19 protein-coding genes and 1 tRNA gene are annotated in these 17,510 nt (G+C 70.8%); 16 read left to right on the forward strand and 4 right to left on the reverse strand.

The window, feature by feature from the left end:
• Positions 1–446: 446 nt before the first annotated feature.
• Positions 447–2,486, forward strand: coding sequence for an ATP-binding protein (locus POF43_RS31220; RefSeq protein WP_271323561.1), 2,040 nt, complete (start codon positions 447–449; stop codon positions 2,484–2,486).
• A 70-nt stretch (positions 2,487–2,556) separates the two neighbouring features.
• Here POF43_RS31220 and POF43_RS31225 read toward each other — a convergent pair whose 3' ends face one another.
• Positions 2,557–3,243, reverse strand: coding sequence for an HAD family hydrolase (locus tag POF43_RS31225; RefSeq protein ID WP_271323560.1), 687 nt, complete (start codon positions 3,241–3,243; stop codon positions 2,557–2,559).
• On the reverse strand, positions 3,240–4,082 hold the full coding sequence (locus tag POF43_RS31230) for a GntR family transcriptional regulator (RefSeq protein ID WP_271323559.1): 843 nt from the start codon (positions 4,080–4,082) through the stop codon (positions 3,240–3,242). Before POF43_RS31230 ends, POF43_RS31225 begins: the two co-directional genes overlap by 4 nt.
• A gap of 845 nt (positions 4,083–4,927) precedes the next feature.
• On the opposite strand from POF43_RS31230, the gene POF43_RS31235 reads away from it, so the two are divergent.
• The 15 genes from POF43_RS31235 (at position 4,928) to POF43_RS31305 (ending at position 15,694) form a co-directional block, all read left to right on the forward strand.
• The gene (locus POF43_RS31235) at positions 4,928–5,050 is read left to right on the forward strand and encodes a hypothetical protein (RefSeq protein WP_271323558.1); all 123 of its coding nucleotides are present in this window, start codon (positions 4,928–4,930) and stop codon (positions 5,048–5,050) included.
• Between the two features lie 79 nt (positions 5,051–5,129).
• Entirely contained in the window at positions 5,130–5,432 is a 303-nt protein-coding gene (locus POF43_RS31240) for a hypothetical protein (RefSeq protein WP_271323557.1), read from the forward strand.
• Positions 5,429–6,031, forward strand: a complete 603-nt coding sequence (locus POF43_RS31245) for a hypothetical protein (protein ID WP_271323556.1) — start codon at positions 5,429–5,431, stop codon at positions 6,029–6,031. The genes POF43_RS31240 and POF43_RS31245 overlap by 4 nt, the downstream gene beginning before the upstream one ends.
• Positions 6,025–7,104, forward strand: a complete 1,080-nt coding sequence (locus tag POF43_RS31250; RefSeq protein ID WP_308217782.1) for a DUF2637 domain-containing protein — start codon at positions 6,025–6,027, stop codon at positions 7,102–7,104. Before POF43_RS31245 ends, POF43_RS31250 begins: the two co-directional genes overlap by 7 nt.
• A gap of 103 nt (positions 7,105–7,207) precedes the next feature.
• On the forward strand, positions 7,208–7,711 hold the full coding sequence (traA, locus tag POF43_RS31255) for a plasmid transfer protein TraA (RefSeq protein WP_271323555.1): 504 nt from the start codon (positions 7,208–7,210) through the stop codon (positions 7,709–7,711).
• Positions 7,712–7,759: 48 nt separating this feature from the next.
• The gene (traB, locus tag POF43_RS31260; RefSeq protein WP_271323554.1) at positions 7,760–9,778 is read left to right on the forward strand and encodes a plasmid transfer protein TraB; all 2,019 of its coding nucleotides are present in this window, start codon (positions 7,760–7,762) and stop codon (positions 9,776–9,778) included.
• Positions 9,779–10,031: 253 nt separating this feature from the next.
• Complete coding sequence (locus POF43_RS31265; protein ID WP_271323553.1) at positions 10,032–10,460, forward strand: hypothetical protein; 429 nt, start codon at positions 10,032–10,034, stop codon at positions 10,458–10,460.
• 15 nt (positions 10,461–10,475) lie between these two features.
• Positions 10,476–10,664 (forward strand): hypothetical protein, encoded by a 189-nt coding sequence (locus POF43_RS31270; RefSeq protein WP_271323552.1) that lies wholly within the window; start codon positions 10,476–10,478, stop codon positions 10,662–10,664.
• Positions 10,665–10,668: 4 nt separating this feature from the next.
• Positions 10,669–11,103 (forward strand): hypothetical protein, encoded by a 435-nt coding sequence (locus POF43_RS31275; protein WP_282704883.1) that lies wholly within the window; start codon positions 10,669–10,671, stop codon positions 11,101–11,103.
• Between the two features lie 4 nt (positions 11,104–11,107).
• Positions 11,108–11,461 (forward strand): RRQRL motif-containing zinc-binding protein, encoded by a 354-nt coding sequence (locus POF43_RS31280; protein WP_271324773.1) that lies wholly within the window; start codon positions 11,108–11,110, stop codon positions 11,459–11,461.
• Positions 11,458–11,673 carry a hypothetical protein gene (locus POF43_RS31285; RefSeq protein WP_271324774.1) on the forward strand — a complete coding sequence of 72 codons (216 nt, stop codon included), beginning with the start codon at positions 11,458–11,460 and terminating at the stop codon, positions 11,671–11,673. The genes POF43_RS31280 and POF43_RS31285 overlap by 4 nt, the downstream gene beginning before the upstream one ends.
• 85 nt (positions 11,674–11,758) lie before the next feature.
• Positions 11,759–12,640, forward strand: coding sequence for a bifunctional DNA primase/polymerase (locus tag POF43_RS31290; protein ID WP_271324775.1), 882 nt, complete (start codon positions 11,759–11,761; stop codon positions 12,638–12,640).
• Positions 12,637–13,821, forward strand: coding sequence for a DUF3631 domain-containing protein (locus POF43_RS31295; protein ID WP_271324776.1), 1,185 nt, complete (start codon positions 12,637–12,639; stop codon positions 13,819–13,821). The genes POF43_RS31290 and POF43_RS31295 overlap by 4 nt, the downstream gene beginning before the upstream one ends.
• 222 nt (positions 13,822–14,043) lie before the next feature.
• Positions 14,044–14,217 (forward strand): helix-turn-helix transcriptional regulator, encoded by a 174-nt coding sequence (locus tag POF43_RS31300; protein WP_271324779.1) that lies wholly within the window; start codon positions 14,044–14,046, stop codon positions 14,215–14,217.
• A gap of 61 nt (positions 14,218–14,278) precedes the next feature.
• Positions 14,279–15,694 carry a tyrosine-type recombinase/integrase gene (locus tag POF43_RS31305; RefSeq protein ID WP_271324777.1) on the forward strand — a complete coding sequence of 472 codons (1,416 nt, stop codon included), beginning with the start codon at positions 14,279–14,281 and terminating at the stop codon, positions 15,692–15,694.
• A gap of 152 nt (positions 15,695–15,846) precedes the next feature.
• Here POF43_RS31305 and POF43_RS31310 read toward each other — a convergent pair.
• Both POF43_RS31310 and POF43_RS31315 read right to left on the reverse strand, forming a co-directional pair.
• A tRNA-Ser gene (locus POF43_RS31310) sits at positions 15,847–15,934 on the reverse strand.
• 64 nt (positions 15,935–15,998) lie between these two features.
• The gene (locus tag POF43_RS31315) at positions 15,999–17,483 is read right to left on the reverse strand and encodes a S1C family serine protease (protein ID WP_271315073.1); all 1,485 of its coding nucleotides are present in this window, start codon (positions 17,481–17,483) and stop codon (positions 15,999–16,001) included.
• Positions 17,484–17,510: the final 27 nt, after the last annotated feature.

Below are 17,510 nucleotides of genomic sequence, written 5' to 3' on the forward strand. Positions count from 1 at the left end.
CGGGGGGGCGGTGGGACCCCCCCCAGGCGGTGACCCACGCCCACCTGCGGTTTTGCAACCTGCGCGGAGGGTGTGGGATTTGAACCCACGGTGAGGGGTTACCTCACGACAGTTTTCAAGACTGGGCCGTGTGCTGCGGGTCTGCGCTCGCTGACCTGCAACGGAAGGCTCTGTTACAGCCTGATGCTTTCTGGATTGGCCGCAGGTTGGCCGCAACACGGCTCGGAAGGCTGGGCTGGCGCCCGGAGGGGCACCCCCACCGAGCACTGTCCGATTCACCAGCCTGGCGGAGCGACCGCGATGCGCCACATCTTCCCTGGGGGCACACCGGGTCTGAGCTGCCATCTTCGAGGCAAAGCACGGCTGTTACTGAACAACTTCGTCGCCAAGCGCGCTCCCCACCGCGCCCACCGATAGTGTTTGCGCACCAGAGCAAGGAGGAAGATGTGGCGCTGACTACGTCCCTGGCCGGCCGGGTTCGAAACACGAGCCTGCCCAAGAGCCATGCCCTCCTGCCTCTTCTTGAGGCCGTCGTCAACAGCATCCAGGCAATCGATGCCCGGTTCGGCGGCGACGTCGGACGTGGTCGCCTGAGCATCAAGATCCAGCGCAGTCCGCAGGGGGAACTCGACCTCGGTCCCGCTGGTCCTGGCCGCGCACCACTGAAGCCCATCGTCGGCTTCAGCATCGAGGACAACGGGGTGGGCTTCACCCCGGAGAACATGACCTCGTTCGAGACGCTAGACAGCGACCACAAGGCCACTATGGGTTGTCGTGGCGTGGGACGCTTGCTCTGGCTTAAGGCTTTCGACAGAATTTCGGTCCGTAGTACCTATGAGGACGAATCTGGAGATCTTCACGGACTGCAGTTTCGATTCTCCGTTGCAGGTGAGGTCGAGGCAGTCGGGGAAGCGGATTACCTTGCCAATGTCGGCACGATCGTGAGTCTTAGCGGGTTTCAGAAACCTTACCAGCAGAGCGCGGTAAAGTCTGTTGAAACCATTGCTCGCGACACTTTCGAGCATTGCATTTGGTACTTTCTTCGACCCGGCGGGGCACCAGAAATTACGGTGACCGACGAAGACGAAACCGTCTCGCTCAACACTCTCATGGAAGAATTCACGTATTCTTCAATGCCGAGGACAGAAGTCCACGTCAAAGGCGTGAAGTTTGACATGGTCAACCTTCAACTCAAGTCGTCAACACGCAATACTCCACGACTGCATTGGTGCGCCGCGAGCCGCGTCGTCATGGAGGAGAATCTCACCAACAAGATACCGGGGCTCTACGGGCGGCTCAAAGACGAAGATTCCTCGTCGTTCACGTATGCCTGCTACCTTTTTTCCGAGTTTCTTGACAGTCACGTACGCGCCGACCGTACAGATTTTGATATCGCCAAGCGAATTCCAGGCGCAATGCCTGACGAGGATGTCTCTTTGGATGACATTCGCGAGGCCGTACTAAAGGAAGTGGAAAAAATACTCGCGGGGCCGCTGAGCGCAGCGCGCAAGGGGGCAAAGGCTCGGGTCATCGATTTCGTGAGCAACAAGGCACCGAGATACCGGCCAGTTCTGTCACGACTGGAGTCGCTCGGCATAACCGTGGACCCGTCTATCAAGGACCACGACCTTGAACTGCTGTTGCACCGCTACCTGCAGAAGCTCGACGCAGATGCGTTCGTCGAGGGCCAGGCTGTCTTCGCAGAGGCTGGCTCCGCTCCACCAGAGGGCTATGCAGAGCGCCTCGCTCGTTATCTGGACACAGTCACGGACATCAACCAGTCTGATTTGGCCGCGTACGTCTCCCGCCGACGAACGATCCTCGACCTGCTCGCTAAACTGATTAGGTCTGACGATCAGGGCAGGTACAGCAGGGAAGACGCTATCCACTCGCTGCTCATCCCGATGCGGACCGAATCGAACGACCTGGGCACCGATTCCTCGAACCTATGGATCATCGACGAGCGGCTTGCATTCCATGACTACCTCGCCTCCGACAAGACGCTCAAGAGCATGCCGATAACGGGCTCCGAATCGACGACGGAACCCGATGTGCTAGCGACTCGACTTGTTGGATCCCCCGTGCTAGCTGCGGCAGGAGAGAAACTCCCCCTGCCGAACATTGTCGTAATCGAGATCAAGCGACCAATGCGTAATGATGCGTCGGAGGACAAAGATCCAATCCAGCAGTGCCTTGATTACGTGAAGCGCGTGCGCGCCGGCGGTGTAAAGACTGCCTCCGGACGGCAAATTCCCGAGACACATGAAGCACCTGCTTTCTGCTACGTCATTGCCGATCTCACACCGACAATGATCGATAGGTGCAAATATGCGACCCTGCGCCCCACTCACGACGGGCTCGGTTACTTCGGTTTCAACGAACCATACAAGGCATACATCGAAGTAGTAAGCTTCGACCGCCTCGTCAATGCTGCCACCGAGCGGAACCGGGCTTTCTTCGATAAATTGGGACTTCCGTCCAGTTGATCGGCAGCAGAGCTTCCCCAACCCATACACGAACACGCCTACTGCCTCGACAGTAGGCGTCGTCTATCCTCTAACTCTGGCGTGCTGAGCCCGCCAGTTCAGCCATCGCAGAAACAACCGCAACGGCACCCGCTGCCGCAAGGGTCTTCGCCTTCCCCGGCTTGTTCGCGTATCCGACCGCCGTCATACCAGCAGCGTGAGCGGCTTCGACATCACGCACGGCGTCGCCAATGAAAAGCGCCTCCTCGGGTTCCGCGCGCGCCGCCCGAAGCGCAGCCCGAAGGAGTTCGGGCGACGGCTTCATGGACTCCGGTCGACCGGGCGACCGGCCGAAGCATCCCGCCACCAACGACCTGAGCTGATGCGCATCAACGTACTGTTCGATTGCCGACCCCGCATTGTTGCTGACCACCCACACTCGGGTACCGATGCCCGCGTACGCCTCCAAGAACTGCAAAGCCCCGGCCGTCGGGCTGGCCCGTGTGACGGCTTCGATCTCCAGCCGCGCCAGCGCATCGTCCGCAGCCGGCACCAGCTCCGGGCGCTCCTCCGCAATCCGCAGCAGCATCGCGAACGGGTCCGTCAGGTCATGCCCCGGCGGCGGCCCCTCCGGCCCAGTGAATTCCTCCGCCATCCGCCGCGCGACCTCAGCCGCAGGCAACCCCGCGAAGACCGAGCAAACCGGCCCGTCGAAGTCGAGCAGCACGTGCTTGACCGGCGCCATGATGGCCGCCAGTTCCTCCCGGGTCGCCGTCATGCCGCACGCTCGAACGCGATCGTGGACCACACGCTGTCGAACCACGTCGTGGCCTGCTGGACGTACTGCGAGCCCATCGACTCCGCGTCCGGGCCGACCGCGTGGTGGAACAGCGTCGTGTCCTTGCCGGTGATGTCGTAGAAGGTGCGCGGCTCTCCCTCGACCGCCAACGTGCGCTCGCGCAGCGGGTAGAAGCCGAAGAAGACGTCGCGGTGGTTCAGCACGTACAGCTTGAACAGCGACGTTGCCCGGTAGACCTTCACCTCCACCGTCGCCTTTTCCACGAGCCCCAGCTCCGCCAGGACCTCGACCGAGTGCTTGATGCCGGCCGCGTTCGTCAGCGCGATGTCGCGGGCCCGGTCGCGCAGCGCGGGATCGTCCGCCAGGCCGTCGACGAGGGTGGGCACCGCCATCGGCGCCGTGGTGTCCGGGAGCAGGAGGCGGACCGCGATGGACTCCGGCCGCAGGCGGCCCGCGCGGATCTTGTCCAGCGGCTCCTGCATGGCGCTGTGCAGCGTCTCGCTGCTGAACCCCGCGAAGTCCACCGTGACCTGCGGATCGCCGAACGCCATCTCCAGGTGCGGCCGCAGGCCGACGGGCCGCTCGGTGCGTTCGCGCACGTAGGAGCCGGAGCCCTTGCGGGTCACGATCAGGCCCTCGTCCCGCAGCATGTCGATCGCCCGCGTGACCGTGCCGCGGGCCACCCCGAAGCGCTTGGCCAACTCCGGGCCGGACGGCAACTGCGTCCCGGGCTCGAACTTCCGCGTGAGGATTTCGGCCCGCAGAACGCTGTTGACCTGCAAGTACGGCGGGCGGTCGTCGTTCGGGTCAAGGGTCATGCGGCCATCGTAAGTCACCTGTCCAGCCTGAGTGAGTTGCACAGCCTGGTTGACCTGTCTAAGCAGGCTGGCTATGTTGAACACGTCGACACCGAGCGAGACCCGGTGAGACGGGGTGGGCCTTCTTTGGCCTGCTCAGACGCGCCTGAACGCCCTGTCACGGGGCCGGAGGGGAGCGTGCGCAGCTTGAGAACTGAACAGAGTGCCGCCCCAGCCACCTGCACACGGGTGGTCGATGGGGTCGCCTCCGGCCCGGCGTGATCGGGCCCGGGAGGCCGCCTCCGGCCCCGGAAGGGCCCGGGAGGCCGCCGACGCGAGTCGGCCGCACGTCGCCGCCCCGTGCGTAGGGCGGTCCGGGCGCTCCCCCTGCCCGGGGCAGCAAGGGGGTCACACGAAGGGAGGCCCCATGGGCCACCGCTTATGTACCTGGGGCGCCGCCGCGGCCTGACCGGCCCGGCGTGCGATCCCCGCCTGAGTCAAGCACTGCCGGACCAACGGGCCGTGAGGCCCCGGCAGGCAGTGCGGTGCGCCGAGCGCGCACGGTCGCCGACGCCTCCTCACCGGGGCGTCGACGGCCGTGGCTGCTCGACCGAACAGCCACAAACAGGGCGGCGCCGGGGGTGGAGCCCCGACGCCGCTACAGGCAGCTCATAGGAGGAGCCACCTGTGAACACGAGTATGACGTGCCCGACCGCGCAGACCGGCCCCGACCGCCGCGCGGGAGTGCTGGACGTGAACGACGCCTGCGGGCTCTGCGGCTGGTGGCGGTGCCGCTGCGGCCGGACCGGCGCGGCCGGCCACCGGGCCGCCCCGGTCACGTACCGGGGAAGCCAGCGGTGCAGCGGATGACCGTCGACCCCCGGCACGAGCCGGACGCCGCGCACCACCTGGACGAGGCCCGCCGCGCGGCAGAGGCCGCCGAGGCCGCCCGTAGCGAAGCCGACCGGCTCCGCACCGCGGACCGGTAGTCCGCCCCGCCCTCTTCCGCCGCTGGCCGGCACCCCTCATCGGGTGCCGGCCAGCGGCGCATCCGACAGGAGACGCACCATGAAGCACTTCGTGGCGGGCCGGGAAGCCCGCACCGACATCGACGCCCTCGAACTGGCCCTGGGCACCCCGCTGGAGCTGTGGCTCGGCGAGGAGGACGAGACCCCCGAGGAGCGGGCCGCCCGCCTGGACGCCGCGGCCGACATCCTCGCCGACGACCCCGCGCTGCTGGACCGCACGACCCGCCTGGCGGTGGAGACCATCGGCGCCACGATGCCCGAACTCCTGCGCCTGGTCCCCGCCGCCCTCGTTCCGGAGACCCGCCGCCCGCGCCGGCCGCTGGGCCTGGGGGTGGCCGCGTGACGCCGCGCTGGACCCCCACCCGCCTTGTCGCCGCGGACGACAGCTACGACGTGCGGAACTCCTCCGACAGCGTGTCCCGGTTCGGCGCCTACCTCCGGCAGAACGCCCGGCCGGACGAATGCGCCGATGCCCCCGTGAGCGCCGAGGAGTTCGCCGCCGTGGTCTGGCGGACCGCCACCGCGCCGGTCATGTCGCCCGGCTACGTGCGTCTGCGCCCGGACGTCGCCGCGGTGACGCCGACCTGGTCCGAGGACGGCGACGGCCGCCTGATGTTCGACGTGCACGTGCCGTTGCAGCACAACGCGCTGGTCACCCGCCAGTCCGCCCTGCTGCGTTGGGCCGACTGGCAGACCGGTCCCCGTGATCCCGACGCCCGGCCGTACCGGCCGTTGTGGACGCCGGAGCGGGCAGTCGACGCCGTGCTGACCACCACCACGGTCCGCCTCGCCGTCACCGACGACTGGGCCCTTCCGGCACCGTCCGGCACCCCCGCGCGGCTCGTGACCGATGCCAAGGGGTCCGTGGCCGCCGTCGCCGACTCGGTCAACCGCTTCGCCGGGCCCATCGTGGCCGCCCTGCGGGGTGATGCGCCGTGCTGAACAGCCAGCGCCAGGTCGAGTCCGCCGAACGCGTGCTGTCGTGGGGCACCTGGTCCATCACGGCCGGCGCCGTCCTGTACTCGGTGCTGACCGTCACGCCGCTTATGCGCGCCCACACCCCCGCCGGGTGGGGCTGGACCGCGCCGATCCTCCCCCTCGTCGTGGACGCCGCAGTCGTCATCGTGGTCCGCCTCGACTCCACCCTGGCCCGGCTCGGCGGCAAGGGCGGCCCGTGGGCCGTCGCGCTGCGCTGGCTGACCGGAATGCTCACGCTGGCGCTCAACGTGGGCAACAGCGCGCTGTCCGGCGACGGGGTCGGGGTGGCTGTTCACACGGTCGCCCCGGCGCTGCTCATCGTCACGTCGGAGGCGTCCCTCGCCTACCGCCGCGCCATCGCCGCGTCCCTCGACCGCATCGACCGTGAACGCCGTGTTCACGCCGAGGAGGAGCGCGTTCAGCGCGAGGAACGGGAGCGGGCCCAGCGCGCGGAGCGCGAGGCCGTCCGCGCCGCCGAGGAGACCCGGGAGCGCGAGGCCCGGGAGTCCGCCGCCGCGCTGGCCAGGGAGGAACGCGAGTCGGCCGCCGCTGAACGGGCCGCCGAGCGCGAGCACCAGGCCCGCATGGAGCGTGAACGCGCCGAACGGACCGCCGCTGCCGAGCGGGAGAAGACCGCCCGCGAGGAGGCCGCCCGCGAGGCCGAGCGGCATGAGCGTGAACAGGCCCGTGAACGGGAGCGGGCCGAGCGTGAACGCCATGAACGCGCCGCCCGCGAAGCCGCCGAGGCCGCGGAACGCGAGCGCCTGCGGGCCGAGCGGGAAGCCGCGGAACGGGCGGTCCGTGAACAGGCTCGAGCCGAGCGTGAACGCCGGCAGCGTGACGCGGAGCGCACTCGGTTGCTGGCCGATGTCGGCAAGCTCCCGGAAGAGGACGCGGTCGCCGTGATCAGCGAGCGTCTCCCCGCCGGCCGGACCGTGCGGGAGCTGGCCGATGACACCGGCTGGTCGGTCGGCTGGGTCTCCGCCCGCATCCGCGAGCTGCGCGACGAGCCTCAGCAGCAACTGCACGCCGTCTGACGCGGTGCCCCGACCGTCCAGCCCCGGCCCGGCACCGCCGCCGGGTCTGGGCGGCCGGGGGAGCCGTTCAGGCCCCGCCCACATGCTCCCCGGAGGACATCACATGGCTGGCCAGTTCATCGATCCGCCGAAGATTTCCAAGCAGCACGCCGTCCCGAACCGGGCGGCCGAGACCAACGCATTCCTCCTGCGCCTGGCGCAGGAGGCCCCGCAGCAGCCCGGCCCCGCTCCGGCGCCGGTCGGCCGTGGGCGGGAGAACAGCATCCCGGGCAGCTCGTTCGCCACGGACGACGACATCCGTGCCTGGTGCGAAGCGGTCCGCAAGGACTCGCGCACCGCCGCGACCGAGCGGTCCATGGACGCCGACCTGCTGGAATCCGTGCTGAAGACCATCCCCGACACCACGGGTTCCCGGCAGGGCTCGCGTGCGCGGGCCCGGCGGGTGTCGCGCTGGGCGAAGAAGATCGCCGCCGCAGAGAAGGCCAAGCAGAAGTACGCCGCGACGCTGTACGGGACGTTCGTGCGCGAATACGAGACCGAGTTGGCCAGGGTCTCGGCCGGCCGCCCGAAGCAGCCCGCCCGCCGCACCTTCCAGTTCGGCCGCTGACCCGCAGGCCGACCGGCAACAACCCCCTCACCCCAGGAAGGAAGACCCGTGGCCGACACCACCAAGGGCGACCTCGGCAAGGCCCTCAAGCACCCGCACGCCCGCCCGTGGCTGGCGGTCGCGGGTGAGATCCCGGCCAGCCTGGCCGCGCACCACTACTGGTCGCACAGCCCGCTCGCCGCGGTCGGCATGACCGTGGCGAGCGCGGCCCTGACCGCCGCGACCTGGTGGGGCGCCCAGGGCACCACCCCCGCCCGCCGCGTCCACGCCACCGCCAGCACGGCGGCCGGCACCGGATACCTCACCATCGCCGCCCTGACCTCGCCGCTGGGCTTCGACCAGTTGTCGTGGCTGGCCATGGGCGGGGCGGTGGCCGCCGCGTCGTGGAACGTCCGCAAGGCCATGCGCGTCAACGTCGACAGCAAGGCGAACGGCGAGATCGCGGCATCGGAGACGGGGCTGCTGGTGAAGTCGCTCGGCAAGGCCAAGGCCGCGCTGCGGTCCGCTCCCGAGGTCGAGCCGAACAAGGTCACCGCGCCGTACCAGCTCGCACCCGGCGAGATGACGAACGCCGAGGTCGGGCGCCGTATCGAGCAGATCGCCTCCGAACTGGGCGTCTCCCCCAACTCCATCCGCATCCAGCCCGACCCGGACAACGCCGCCCGCGGCAACCTGATCGTCGTGCCCAAGGACATGCTCGTCGACGGCACGCCGTGGCCGGGCCCGTCGTCGTTCGGCGGCACGATCCTCGACCCGGTCGTCATCGGCGTCTACGAGGACGGGGCGCCGGAGCAGCTGTGGTTCCCCGGCGACGAATCGGCCGGCCGCAACGCCACGCACTTCCTGGCGGCCGGCATGAACGGCTCCGGCAAGTCCGCCGGGGTCTCCCTGGCCATGGTCGACGTGCTGACCAGGCGGGACGTCATCGTCTGGGCGGTCGACCCGTCCAAGGGCGCGCAGACCTTCGGCCCGTTCCTGCCGTTCCTGGACTGGGTGGAACTCACCGAGGCCGGCGGCAATCAGATGATCGACGCGCTGTCGCAGGTCATCACCGCCCGCGCGGACGCGCTCGGCCGCGCCGGGTTTAAGAACTGGACCCCGGAGGCGTTCGAACTGACCGGCATGCCGTACCTGGTGGTCTGGATCGAGGAGGCCGCCAAGTTCTTCCGCAACGGCACCGAGATGGAGGGCCTGGTCATGGAGGCCCGCTCCGCCGGGATCTCCGTCATCATCAGCCTGCAACGTCCCTCCGCCACCTCGATGCCGACCGACGTGCGCGAGCAGCTCGGCGGCGCGATCTGCTTCGGCGTCAAGGGCTCCACCACCGCCGACATGGCCCTGCCCGACGACGTCCGCGACGCCGGGGCCCGCCCGGAGGCGTGGGAGAACCGCAAGCGCGGCTACAACTACCTCGTCGCCCCCGGCGTCGACGAGGAGCGCTACGCGGTCGCGGCCCGCACGTTCGTTCCGCCGTCCGACGACGACGTCACCGCCGTGCTGATCACCGCACCGCAGGTCGAAGCCGACCCGGTCACGGCCCGCGCCGCAGGTGACGCGTACGCCGACCGCACCCGCCACGACGCCGGACCGGTCCCGGCCGGCGCCCCCGTCCACCACCAGGAGGTGCCCGTCACCATGACGAAGACCGACCAGGCCGCCGCCGAACAGCGGTTGCTGGAGACACAGGTCGGCCGCGAGATCGACGCGGCCACCGGCGACGACGAGGACTACGGCGACGTCCCCGACGTCGACCCGGACCGCGAGCTGACCCGTGACGCCGCCGCCCCGGTCTGGCAGTTCGGCACGGCGCCGGCCGAACAGCCGGAGAAGTCCCCCGAGGACGCGTTCGCCGAAGTCCTGGCGATCCTCGACGAACGCCGCGACGCCGACGCCGAGTTCGTCGGCCCGAAGGACTTCGGGCCGTTCGGCCGCGGCGAGCGCATCGGCCGCTCCCGCGCCTGGGTCTCCAAGGTCCTCGCCCAGCTCGCCGAGGACGGCGTCCACCTCGCCGACACCGACCAGCCCGGCGTCTACAAGCTGCTGCACCCCGAGATGGCCGGGGTCTGACACCCCCAGACACCCCGCCCGACCTGCGGTGACACCGGCTGACACCCCCGCTGACACCGGGGTGCGGCCGGTGCCACCGCCCCCAAAATGGGCTGACACCGCCTCTGAGCTGCGGTGACACCCGCTGACACCCGCTGACGGTGTCAGCCGCCGAAACCGGCCGTTTCCCTAGGTCAATGCGCGTGCGCGCGCGAGCTGACACCCCTGCTGACACCCGCCTGACACCCGGCCATCGTCAGAGGAGACAAGCCCCATGAAACCGCCCGCCGATGGCAGGCAGGCCCGCGTCCTCGGAGCGGCCCTGCGCAACTGGGCCAGCCACACCGCCGACCCCGGCCCGCCTGCCGTCCGGCTCCAAATCCGCCAGCCGCCGGACTGGTCGTACGTCAACGCCGTCGACCTCACCGACGACCAATACCAGCGCTTACTGGCGTTCCTGCGCGACGACCTCACCGCCTACCAGCCCGAGCCGCAGCCCAGTCCGGGCAGCGCGACCCGCGCGTTCGACGGCTACCTCGCTGAACTGCGCGTCGCCGGCCACACCCGTCTGACCGCCGCCGAACTGCTGGACGCCGCACCGCGCGTCGGCAGGTCCCGGACATGGATCGCCCAGCACGTCACCCACCTGATCGACACCGGGCAGTTGCGGGAGACGCGGCGGCCCGGTGTCTTCCGCATCTGAACCGGGAGACCCCCCGTGACCACCACGACCCGCATCGGCATCATCGCCGCCGTCCTGCTCGCCGCCGTCGTCGGCACCAGCCTGGGCGCCGACCTCGCCGCCCACGGCACGAACGAGGGCTTCGCCGCCCTCGCCGGGTTCCTCGCCTTCGGCCTCACCGCCGTCGGCGGCCGGCACGTCGTCACCCGCACGGACCGGCGGTGACCGGATGAACCTGGATGCCGCCCCCGCCACGGACCACCGCGTCACCCCCGCCCTGCCCGGCACCGCCTGGACCATCCACCCCGTCACCGGCGAACGCCGCCTCGACTACGCCCCGCCCGTCCCGGACACCACGGCAGCGGTACCGCCCCCGATCCCCACCGCCCCGGACGTCTGGCCCCGCCGCCTGGGCGCCGGCGGCATCTCCACCGCCGCCGTCATCGCCGCCATCGGCTACGCCGGACCGGGCCTCTCGCAGGCCGGGCACGCCGTGGAGATGGGCGGCATTGGCGTGGGCGTCGCCGCCGGGGCGCTGGGTGCGCTGACGCTGCTGGTCAAGGGGTCGCTCGGCAGCAAGGCCGGACAGCAGCACGTCGAGGTGAACGTCAACGTGACGAACACCAGCAGTGCGGGCGGCCGTTCCGGCCGGAAGCGGTGGTGAGGCCGTGACCGCGGTCCCGATCTACCGCTACCGCCTGGCCCCGGCCGGCCTGATGACCCGCCGCCAGCTCCGCGCGGCCGGACTCCGGCCCGGGGGCGCCGACCCGGTCGCCGAACTGCGCTGGCGCTCCCGCAAGGCCCGCGCGACCCGCGGCTGGCGGGCCGCCTACCTCTACGACGCCGCCCGCGCACTACCCGTCCGGCCGATGACGCCGGGCCGCTGGCGGGCGGTGGCCGCCGCGCTACGAGCCCGCCGCACCTGCCCGGCCTGCGGCACCGACCGCGGCTACGTCATCCCCCGTTCGCTCGGCACGTGCGTGCCGTGCAGCGACCCGGCCCTCCAGGAGGACGCCGCGTGACCCCGGGCACCGTCGACCCCGACGCCATCGTCTGGACCCACGTCCGCACCGAGGACTGGGGCGGAGGCGACGAACACACCTACCGCGCCGAGAACGTCGAGCACGCCGGATGCGGCGGCGACGTCCACCAGGTCCACCTGCACGACCCCCTGGGCGCCCTCCTCGGCGCCCACACCCACTGCGCCGAGTGCGGTGAAGACCTCACCGCATGACCCCGCCCGGTACGGCCGCACGCTCGCCAAAGTCACGCGGCCGTACCGGCTTCCCATCCGAAGCCAACGAACAGGAACCACCAGCATGACCCATCGATCCGCCCTGCTCAACGGCGCACTCGGCGCCGCTGCGCGCGGTTGGCACGTCTTCCCCCTCACGCCCGCCGCCAAGCGGCCGGCCGTGCGGGACTGGGAGAACCGCGCCACCACCGACCCCGACCGCATCCGCCGCTGCTGGGCCGCCGGCCCGTTCAACATCGGTATCGCCTGCGGTCCCTCCCGCCTCCTGGTCGTCGACCTGGACGTGCCCAAGGGCGACGACACCGCGCCGCCGGCCGTCTGGTCCCGGCCCGGGATCACCTCCGGCGAGGACGTGTTCGCCGCCCTGTGCGAGCGGGCGGGAGAGCCGTTCCCGTTCGGCACGTACGCGGTGCGCACGCCGTCCGGCGGCAGCCACCGGTACTTCGCCGTCCCCGACGGCACGGAGCTGCCCGCGTCCACGATCGGCACGCTCGGGTGGAAGGTCGACACCCGCTGCCGCGGCGGATACGTCGTCGCCGTCGGCAGTGTCCTCGACGGGTCGCCCTATCGGTGCGAGGTCGACGAACCGCCCGCGCCGGTCCCGGCCTCTTTGCTGATCAGCAAGGAAGGCCGGCCCTCCCGCACCCCGCAGTTCACCCCCGGCCAGTGGGCCCACCGCATGAACGACGCCGACGCCTACAGCCGCGCGGCGCTGACCGGCGAGGCCGACCGCGTCCGCACCGCGCCCGGGGGCCGGCGAAACGCCACCCTGTTCCGGGCCGCCGCCGCCCTGGGCCGCCTGGTCGCCGCCGGAACCCTCCCCCGCGACGTGGCCGAGGGCGCCCTCACCGACGCCGCGTTCACCGCCGGGCTGGACGAACCCGAGATCCGCCGCACGCTCGCCTCCGGGATCGCCCGCGGCGCCAACGAACGGACCGCAGCATGACCGCCGACGCCCCCGCCACTCTTGAGGACGGCGCCGTGCTGCTGGACGAGGTCGAGGCGTTCCACCGCCGGTTCAACGTCTTCCCCAGTGCGGCGGCCTACATCGCCGTGGCGCTGTGGGACGCGCACGCGCACCTGCTGGACGCCTTTGACAGCACGCCGCGGCTCGCGTTCCTCAGCCCGGAACCCGGCTCGGGGAAGTCCCGGGCGCTGGAGATCGTGGAGACGCTGGTCCCGCAGCCCATGGTCGCCGTCAACGCCTCCCCGGCCGCGCTCTTCCGTGCCGTCTCCGGCATGGACGGGCGCCCGACAATCCTGTTTGACGAGATCGACACCGTCTTCGGCCCCAAGGCCGGGGACAACGAGGAACTGCGCGGCTTCCTCAACGCCGGACACCGCCGCTCCGGCGTCACGTACCGGTGCGTCGGCGACGGCGGGCAGCAGACCGTCCAGGCGTTCCCGTCGTACTGCGCCGTGGCCATGGCCGGGCTCGGCTCGCTGCCGGACACGATCCTGACCCGCTCGGTCATCATCCGCATGCGCCGCCGCGCCCCCAACGAGCACGTACAGCCGTACCGGCAGCGTGTGCACGAGAAGGAGGGCCACGCCCTGCGCGACCGCCTCAGCCGGTGGGCGGAGTCCGTCAGGGACGGGATCGCCGATACCTGGCCGGAGATGCCCGAGGGCGTCACCGACCGCCCCGCAGACGTCTGGGAGCCGCTGCTCGCCATCGCGGACGCGGCGGGCGGCAACTGGCCTGCCCGCGCCCGCGCGGCCTGCGTCGAACTCGTCTCCGCCGCCACCGTGGACGACGAAGCCTCCCTCGGCATCCGCCTGCTCACCGACCTGCGCGACCTGGTCTTCGACGGCGCCGAACGCCTCCCCACCGCCGTCATCCTCGAAGTCCTCACCAGCATGGACGATGCCCCCTGGTGCGACTTCAACGGCAAGCCGCTCACCCCTCGGGGCCTGTCGCGCATGCTCAGCACGTACGTCACCGAGTCCGGCAAGCCCATCAAGCCGCGGCCGATCCGCACCGCCGCCGGCGTCCCGCGCGGCTACTACGCGGACGACCTCGCCGACGCGTGGGCCCGCTACTGCCCGGCGCACCCCCAGGAATCCGCTACATCCGCTACATCCGCTACGCCGCAGGTCAACGCCGGTGCAGACGTAGCGGAATAGCCCGCGCACATCCGCTACACCGCCAGCCCCAACCGCTACACGCCCACCGGGCCGTAGCGGCGCCCATCCGCTACACGCCGCACATCCGCTACACACTTCGGGTCTCTGACCTGCGCTGTAGCGGATGTAGCGGTTGTAGCGGATCCACGGGGAGGGCGACGGCCTCCCCGTCCCAACCCGGGATCCACCGACGGAGGAGTCACCGTGACGACCCGCCAGCCCATGCTCTGCCTCGACGACGTCCTCGCCGAGCTGAAGATGTCCCGCGCCGCCTTCTACCGCCTTCGCGCGAAGGGTCAGGCCCCGCGCACGGTCAAGCTGCCCAGCGGCCAACTCCGGTTCCGCCGGGCCGACCTCGACCAGTGGCTCACCGCCTGCGAGCAGACCGCCGCCTGATCCCCCGCCCGTCCCAGGGCCCGCGCCTCGAACGGCGCGGGCCCTTCTCGTCGGAGGCCGCGTGCTGACGTACGACGTGCGCATCTGGAGCATCCGGAAGCGCAACAGCAAGTCCGCCCCCTATCAGCTCCGGTGGCTGGTCGGCGGGGTGGAGCACCAGGAGCCGTTCGCCTCGCAGCCTCTCGCGGACGGCCGCCGCTCCCAGCTCAAGGACGCGGTCCGGAAGGGGGAGCAGTTCGACACGGAGACCGGTCTGCCAGCTTCCGAGCTGCGCGAGCAGAACTCGCCCACCTGGTACGAGCACGCCTGCGAGTACGTGCTGATGAAGTGGCCCGACGTTGCCGCCAAGCACCGCGCCAACCTTGCCGAGGCCATGTGCACCGTGACCACGGCCCTGACCGCGCAGGGGGCGCGCGGAAGGCCGGACGGCGCCGTTCTCCGCCTGGCCCTGCGCAACTGGGCCTTCCAGGCTGGACGCGCCGAGGACGGCACGACGGTCCGCGACGCCGACGGCACGCTCATCGCCAGGAAGGACACCGAGACCCCGCCGGCCGACGTGGCGGCGGCCCTGGCGTGGATTGCGAGGAACTCGCTGAGGGTCAGCGACCTGAACGAGTCGGACGCCGTGCGCCGGGCTCTGCGGGCCCTGTCGCTGAAGCTCAACGGGCAGAAGGCCGCCGAGAACACGGTGCGCCGGAAGCACACCGGCTTCAACAACGCGCTGCGCTACGCCGTCGAGCGCGACCGGCTGGTGTCGAACCCGCTGGAGAAGATCGACTGGAGTCCACCGGCCACGGACGACGAGGTGGACTTCCGGTACGTCCCCGGTCCGGAGCAGGTCCGCGCGCTGCTGGAGTCGGTCCGGGAGCAGGGAGCACGTGGCGCCCACCTCTACGCCTTCTTCGCGTGCATGTACTACGCAGCCATGCGCCCGTCCGAAGTCGCCCAGCTCAGCCGGCGCGACTGCAAGGTGCCGGAGTCCGGGTGGGGCGAGCTGGTGCTGAACCGCAGCCGCCCGGAGGTCGCTTCGGGCTGGACGGACGACGGCAAGCCGTACGAGATCCGAGGCCTGAAGCGCAGGGCCCGGAAGACGGTCCGCCCGGTACCGATCCCGCCCGCGCTCGCGGCCATCCTCCGCGGGCATCTGGACACGTACGGCACCGCGCCGGACGGCCGGCTGTTCGCCGCGGCACGGGGCGAACGCGTCCGGTCCACCGAGTACGCCGTGATCTGGCAGGCCGCACGGACGGCGACGCTGTCGGAGGAGGACGCTGCGACGCCGCTGGCCGACGTGCCGTACTCACTGCGGCACGCCGGGGTGTCGCTGTGGATCAAGGCCGGGGTGGACCCGATGGAAGTCGCCCGCCGGGCCGGCCACAGCCCCGCCGTGCTCTGGAAGTTCTACGCGAAGCTCCTGCGCGGCCAGCAGCATCGCGCGAACGAGCTGATCGACGCCGCGCTCGCGCCCGAGGAGTAGCCCGCCGCCCGGCCGGAATCCTGGCCGCAGGTTGGCCGCACGTCCCGGGAAACGACGGGATCCACGCGACACAGAGTGAGACACGCAACGGGTCGGGGCGGGTACCGGATGACTCCGGTACCCGCCCCGACCTGCGCAAACACTCACCTGCGCGGAGGGTGTGGGATTTGAACCCACGGTGAGGGGTTACCTCACGACAGTTTTCAAGACTGTTCCCTTAGGCCGCTCGGGCAACCCTCCCGGCGTCCGTGGACGCGGGGGACAGCCTAGCGCGGGTCGGGGCGGGTGGCGGGGGCGGTGGGGGTCAGCTGCTGCTGTCGCCCTTGCGTTCGCCGAGGGTGACCGTGGTGGTCGCGGTCTTGCCGGCTCGGGTGTACGTCAGCTGGACGTGGTCGCCGGGGCGGTGCTGCCAGATCGCGCCGATGAGGGTGGGGCCGCTGTCGATGACCGTGTCGCCGAACTTCGTGATGACGTCGCCCGGCTTGAGGCCCGCCTTCGCGCCGGGGCCGCCCGCGGTGACGGCGGCGCCGCCGTTCGCGCCGGTCTGGGAGACCTTCGCGCCGACGCCCTCGTAGTTCATGTCGACCGACAGGCCCATGACCGCGTAGACCGGCGTACCGGTGCGGATCAGGGTGTCGGCGACGTACTTGGCCTCGTTGATCGGGATGGCGAAGCCCAGGCCGATGCTGCCGGACTGGGTGGTGCTACCGCCGCCGAACGGGCTGCTGCCGCCGTTGTTGGCCGACTGGATGGCGGAGTTGATGCCGATCACCGCGCCGCCCGCGTTGAGCAGCGGACCGCCGGAGTTGCCGGGGTTGATGGACGCGTCGGTCTGCAGGGCGCTCATGTACGACGAGGCCGAGCCCTGGCCGTCGCTGGAGGCGACCGGGCGGTCCTTGGCGCTGACGATGCCGGTGGTGACCGTGCCGGACAGGCCGAAGGGGGCGCCGATGGCGATGGTGGCGTCACCGACCGCGACCTTGGTGGAGTCGCCGAGCGGCAGCGGGGTCAGGTGCAGGTTGCCGGCGTTCTTCAGCTTGACGACCGCGACGTCGTAGCCCTGGGCGCGGCCCACGACCTCGGCGTTGTAGGTCTTGCCGTTGGAGAACGTGACGGTCAGCTTGCCGCCGCCGGCCGCGGGGGCGACGACGTGGTTGTTGGTGAGGATGTGGCCCTGGCGGTCGTAGACGAAGCCGGTACCGGTGCCGCTTTCCTGGCTGCCGCTGGCGTTGATCGTCACGACGCTGGGCAGCGCGCTGTTCGCTATCCCGGCGACCGAGGTGGGCGACCGGTCAAGGTTCTTGGGGCTGGCCGCGGCGGAGATGGTGGTCGAGCCGTTGTCCGTGCGGTTGGCGGCCCAGTAGCCGACGCCGCCGCCGACACCGCCGGCCACCAGGGCGGCCACGATGACCGCGGTGACCAGACCGGCCGCACCGCGCCGCTTGGGCGGGGCCACGGGAACCGGCGCGGGCGCCTGACCGTTGGCGTAGGGAGCGTACGGATCGTAGGGGCCCTGCGGGGGCGGCGGGGCGGAGAAGGCGGACGGCTGCACAGCGGGCTGCTGCGCCGTCTGCTGGTAGTCCGGGGCCACGGCGGGCTGCTGAGCGGTCTGCTGGTACTCAGGGGCCGCGGTGGGGGGCGTGCTGGGGACCGGCGGGGTGCTGGGCGCGGCCTCGGGCATCATGTCGGTGTCGCGAGGCTGCTCCGAGACGCCCGGCTCGCCCTCCGCAGGGCGGGTGCCGCCGTCCTGCCCGGAGGCGGGGAGGTCGCCCTCGTTCTCGGTGCTCACAGCTGTGTCTCCTCGAAAATGCACGAA

This window comes from Streptantibioticus silvisoli, from assembly GCF_027947535.2.
Lineage (GTDB): Bacteria > Actinomycetota > Actinomycetes > Streptomycetales > Streptomycetaceae > Streptantibioticus_C > Streptantibioticus_C silvisoli.

Bases quoted from the DNA above. Each gene is read 5' to 3' on its own strand.
- traA (WP_271323555.1), top strand. From the start codon at position 7,208: ATGGCTGGCCAGTTCATCGATCCGCCGAAGATTTCCAAGCAGCACGCC.
- POF43_RS31295 (WP_271324776.1), top strand. From the start codon at position 12,637: ATGACCGCCGACGCCCCCGCCACTCTTGAGGACGGCGCCGTGCTGCTG.
- POF43_RS31290 (WP_271324775.1), top strand. From the start codon at position 11,759: ATGACCCATCGATCCGCCCTGCTCAACGGCGCACTCGGCGCCGCTGCG.
- POF43_RS31225 (WP_271323560.1), bottom strand. From the start codon at position 3,243: ATGACGGCGACCCGGGAGGAACTGGCGGCCATCATGGCGCCGGTCAAG.
- POF43_RS31300 (WP_271324779.1), top strand. From the start codon at position 14,044: ATGCTCTGCCTCGACGACGTCCTCGCCGAGCTGAAGATGTCCCGCGCC.
- POF43_RS31265 (WP_271323553.1), top strand. From the start codon at position 10,032: ATGAAACCGCCCGCCGATGGCAGGCAGGCCCGCGTCCTCGGAGCGGCC.
- POF43_RS31240 (WP_271323557.1), top strand. From the start codon at position 5,130: ATGAAGCACTTCGTGGCGGGCCGGGAAGCCCGCACCGACATCGACGCC.
- POF43_RS31275 (WP_282704883.1), top strand. From the start codon at position 10,669: ATGAACCTGGATGCCGCCCCCGCCACGGACCACCGCGTCACCCCCGCC.
- POF43_RS31235 (WP_271323558.1), top strand. From the start codon at position 4,928: ATGACCGTCGACCCCCGGCACGAGCCGGACGCCGCGCACCACCTGGAC.
- POF43_RS31230 (WP_271323559.1), bottom strand. From the start codon at position 4,082: ATGACCCTTGACCCGAACGACGACCGCCCGCCGTACTTGCAGGTCAAC.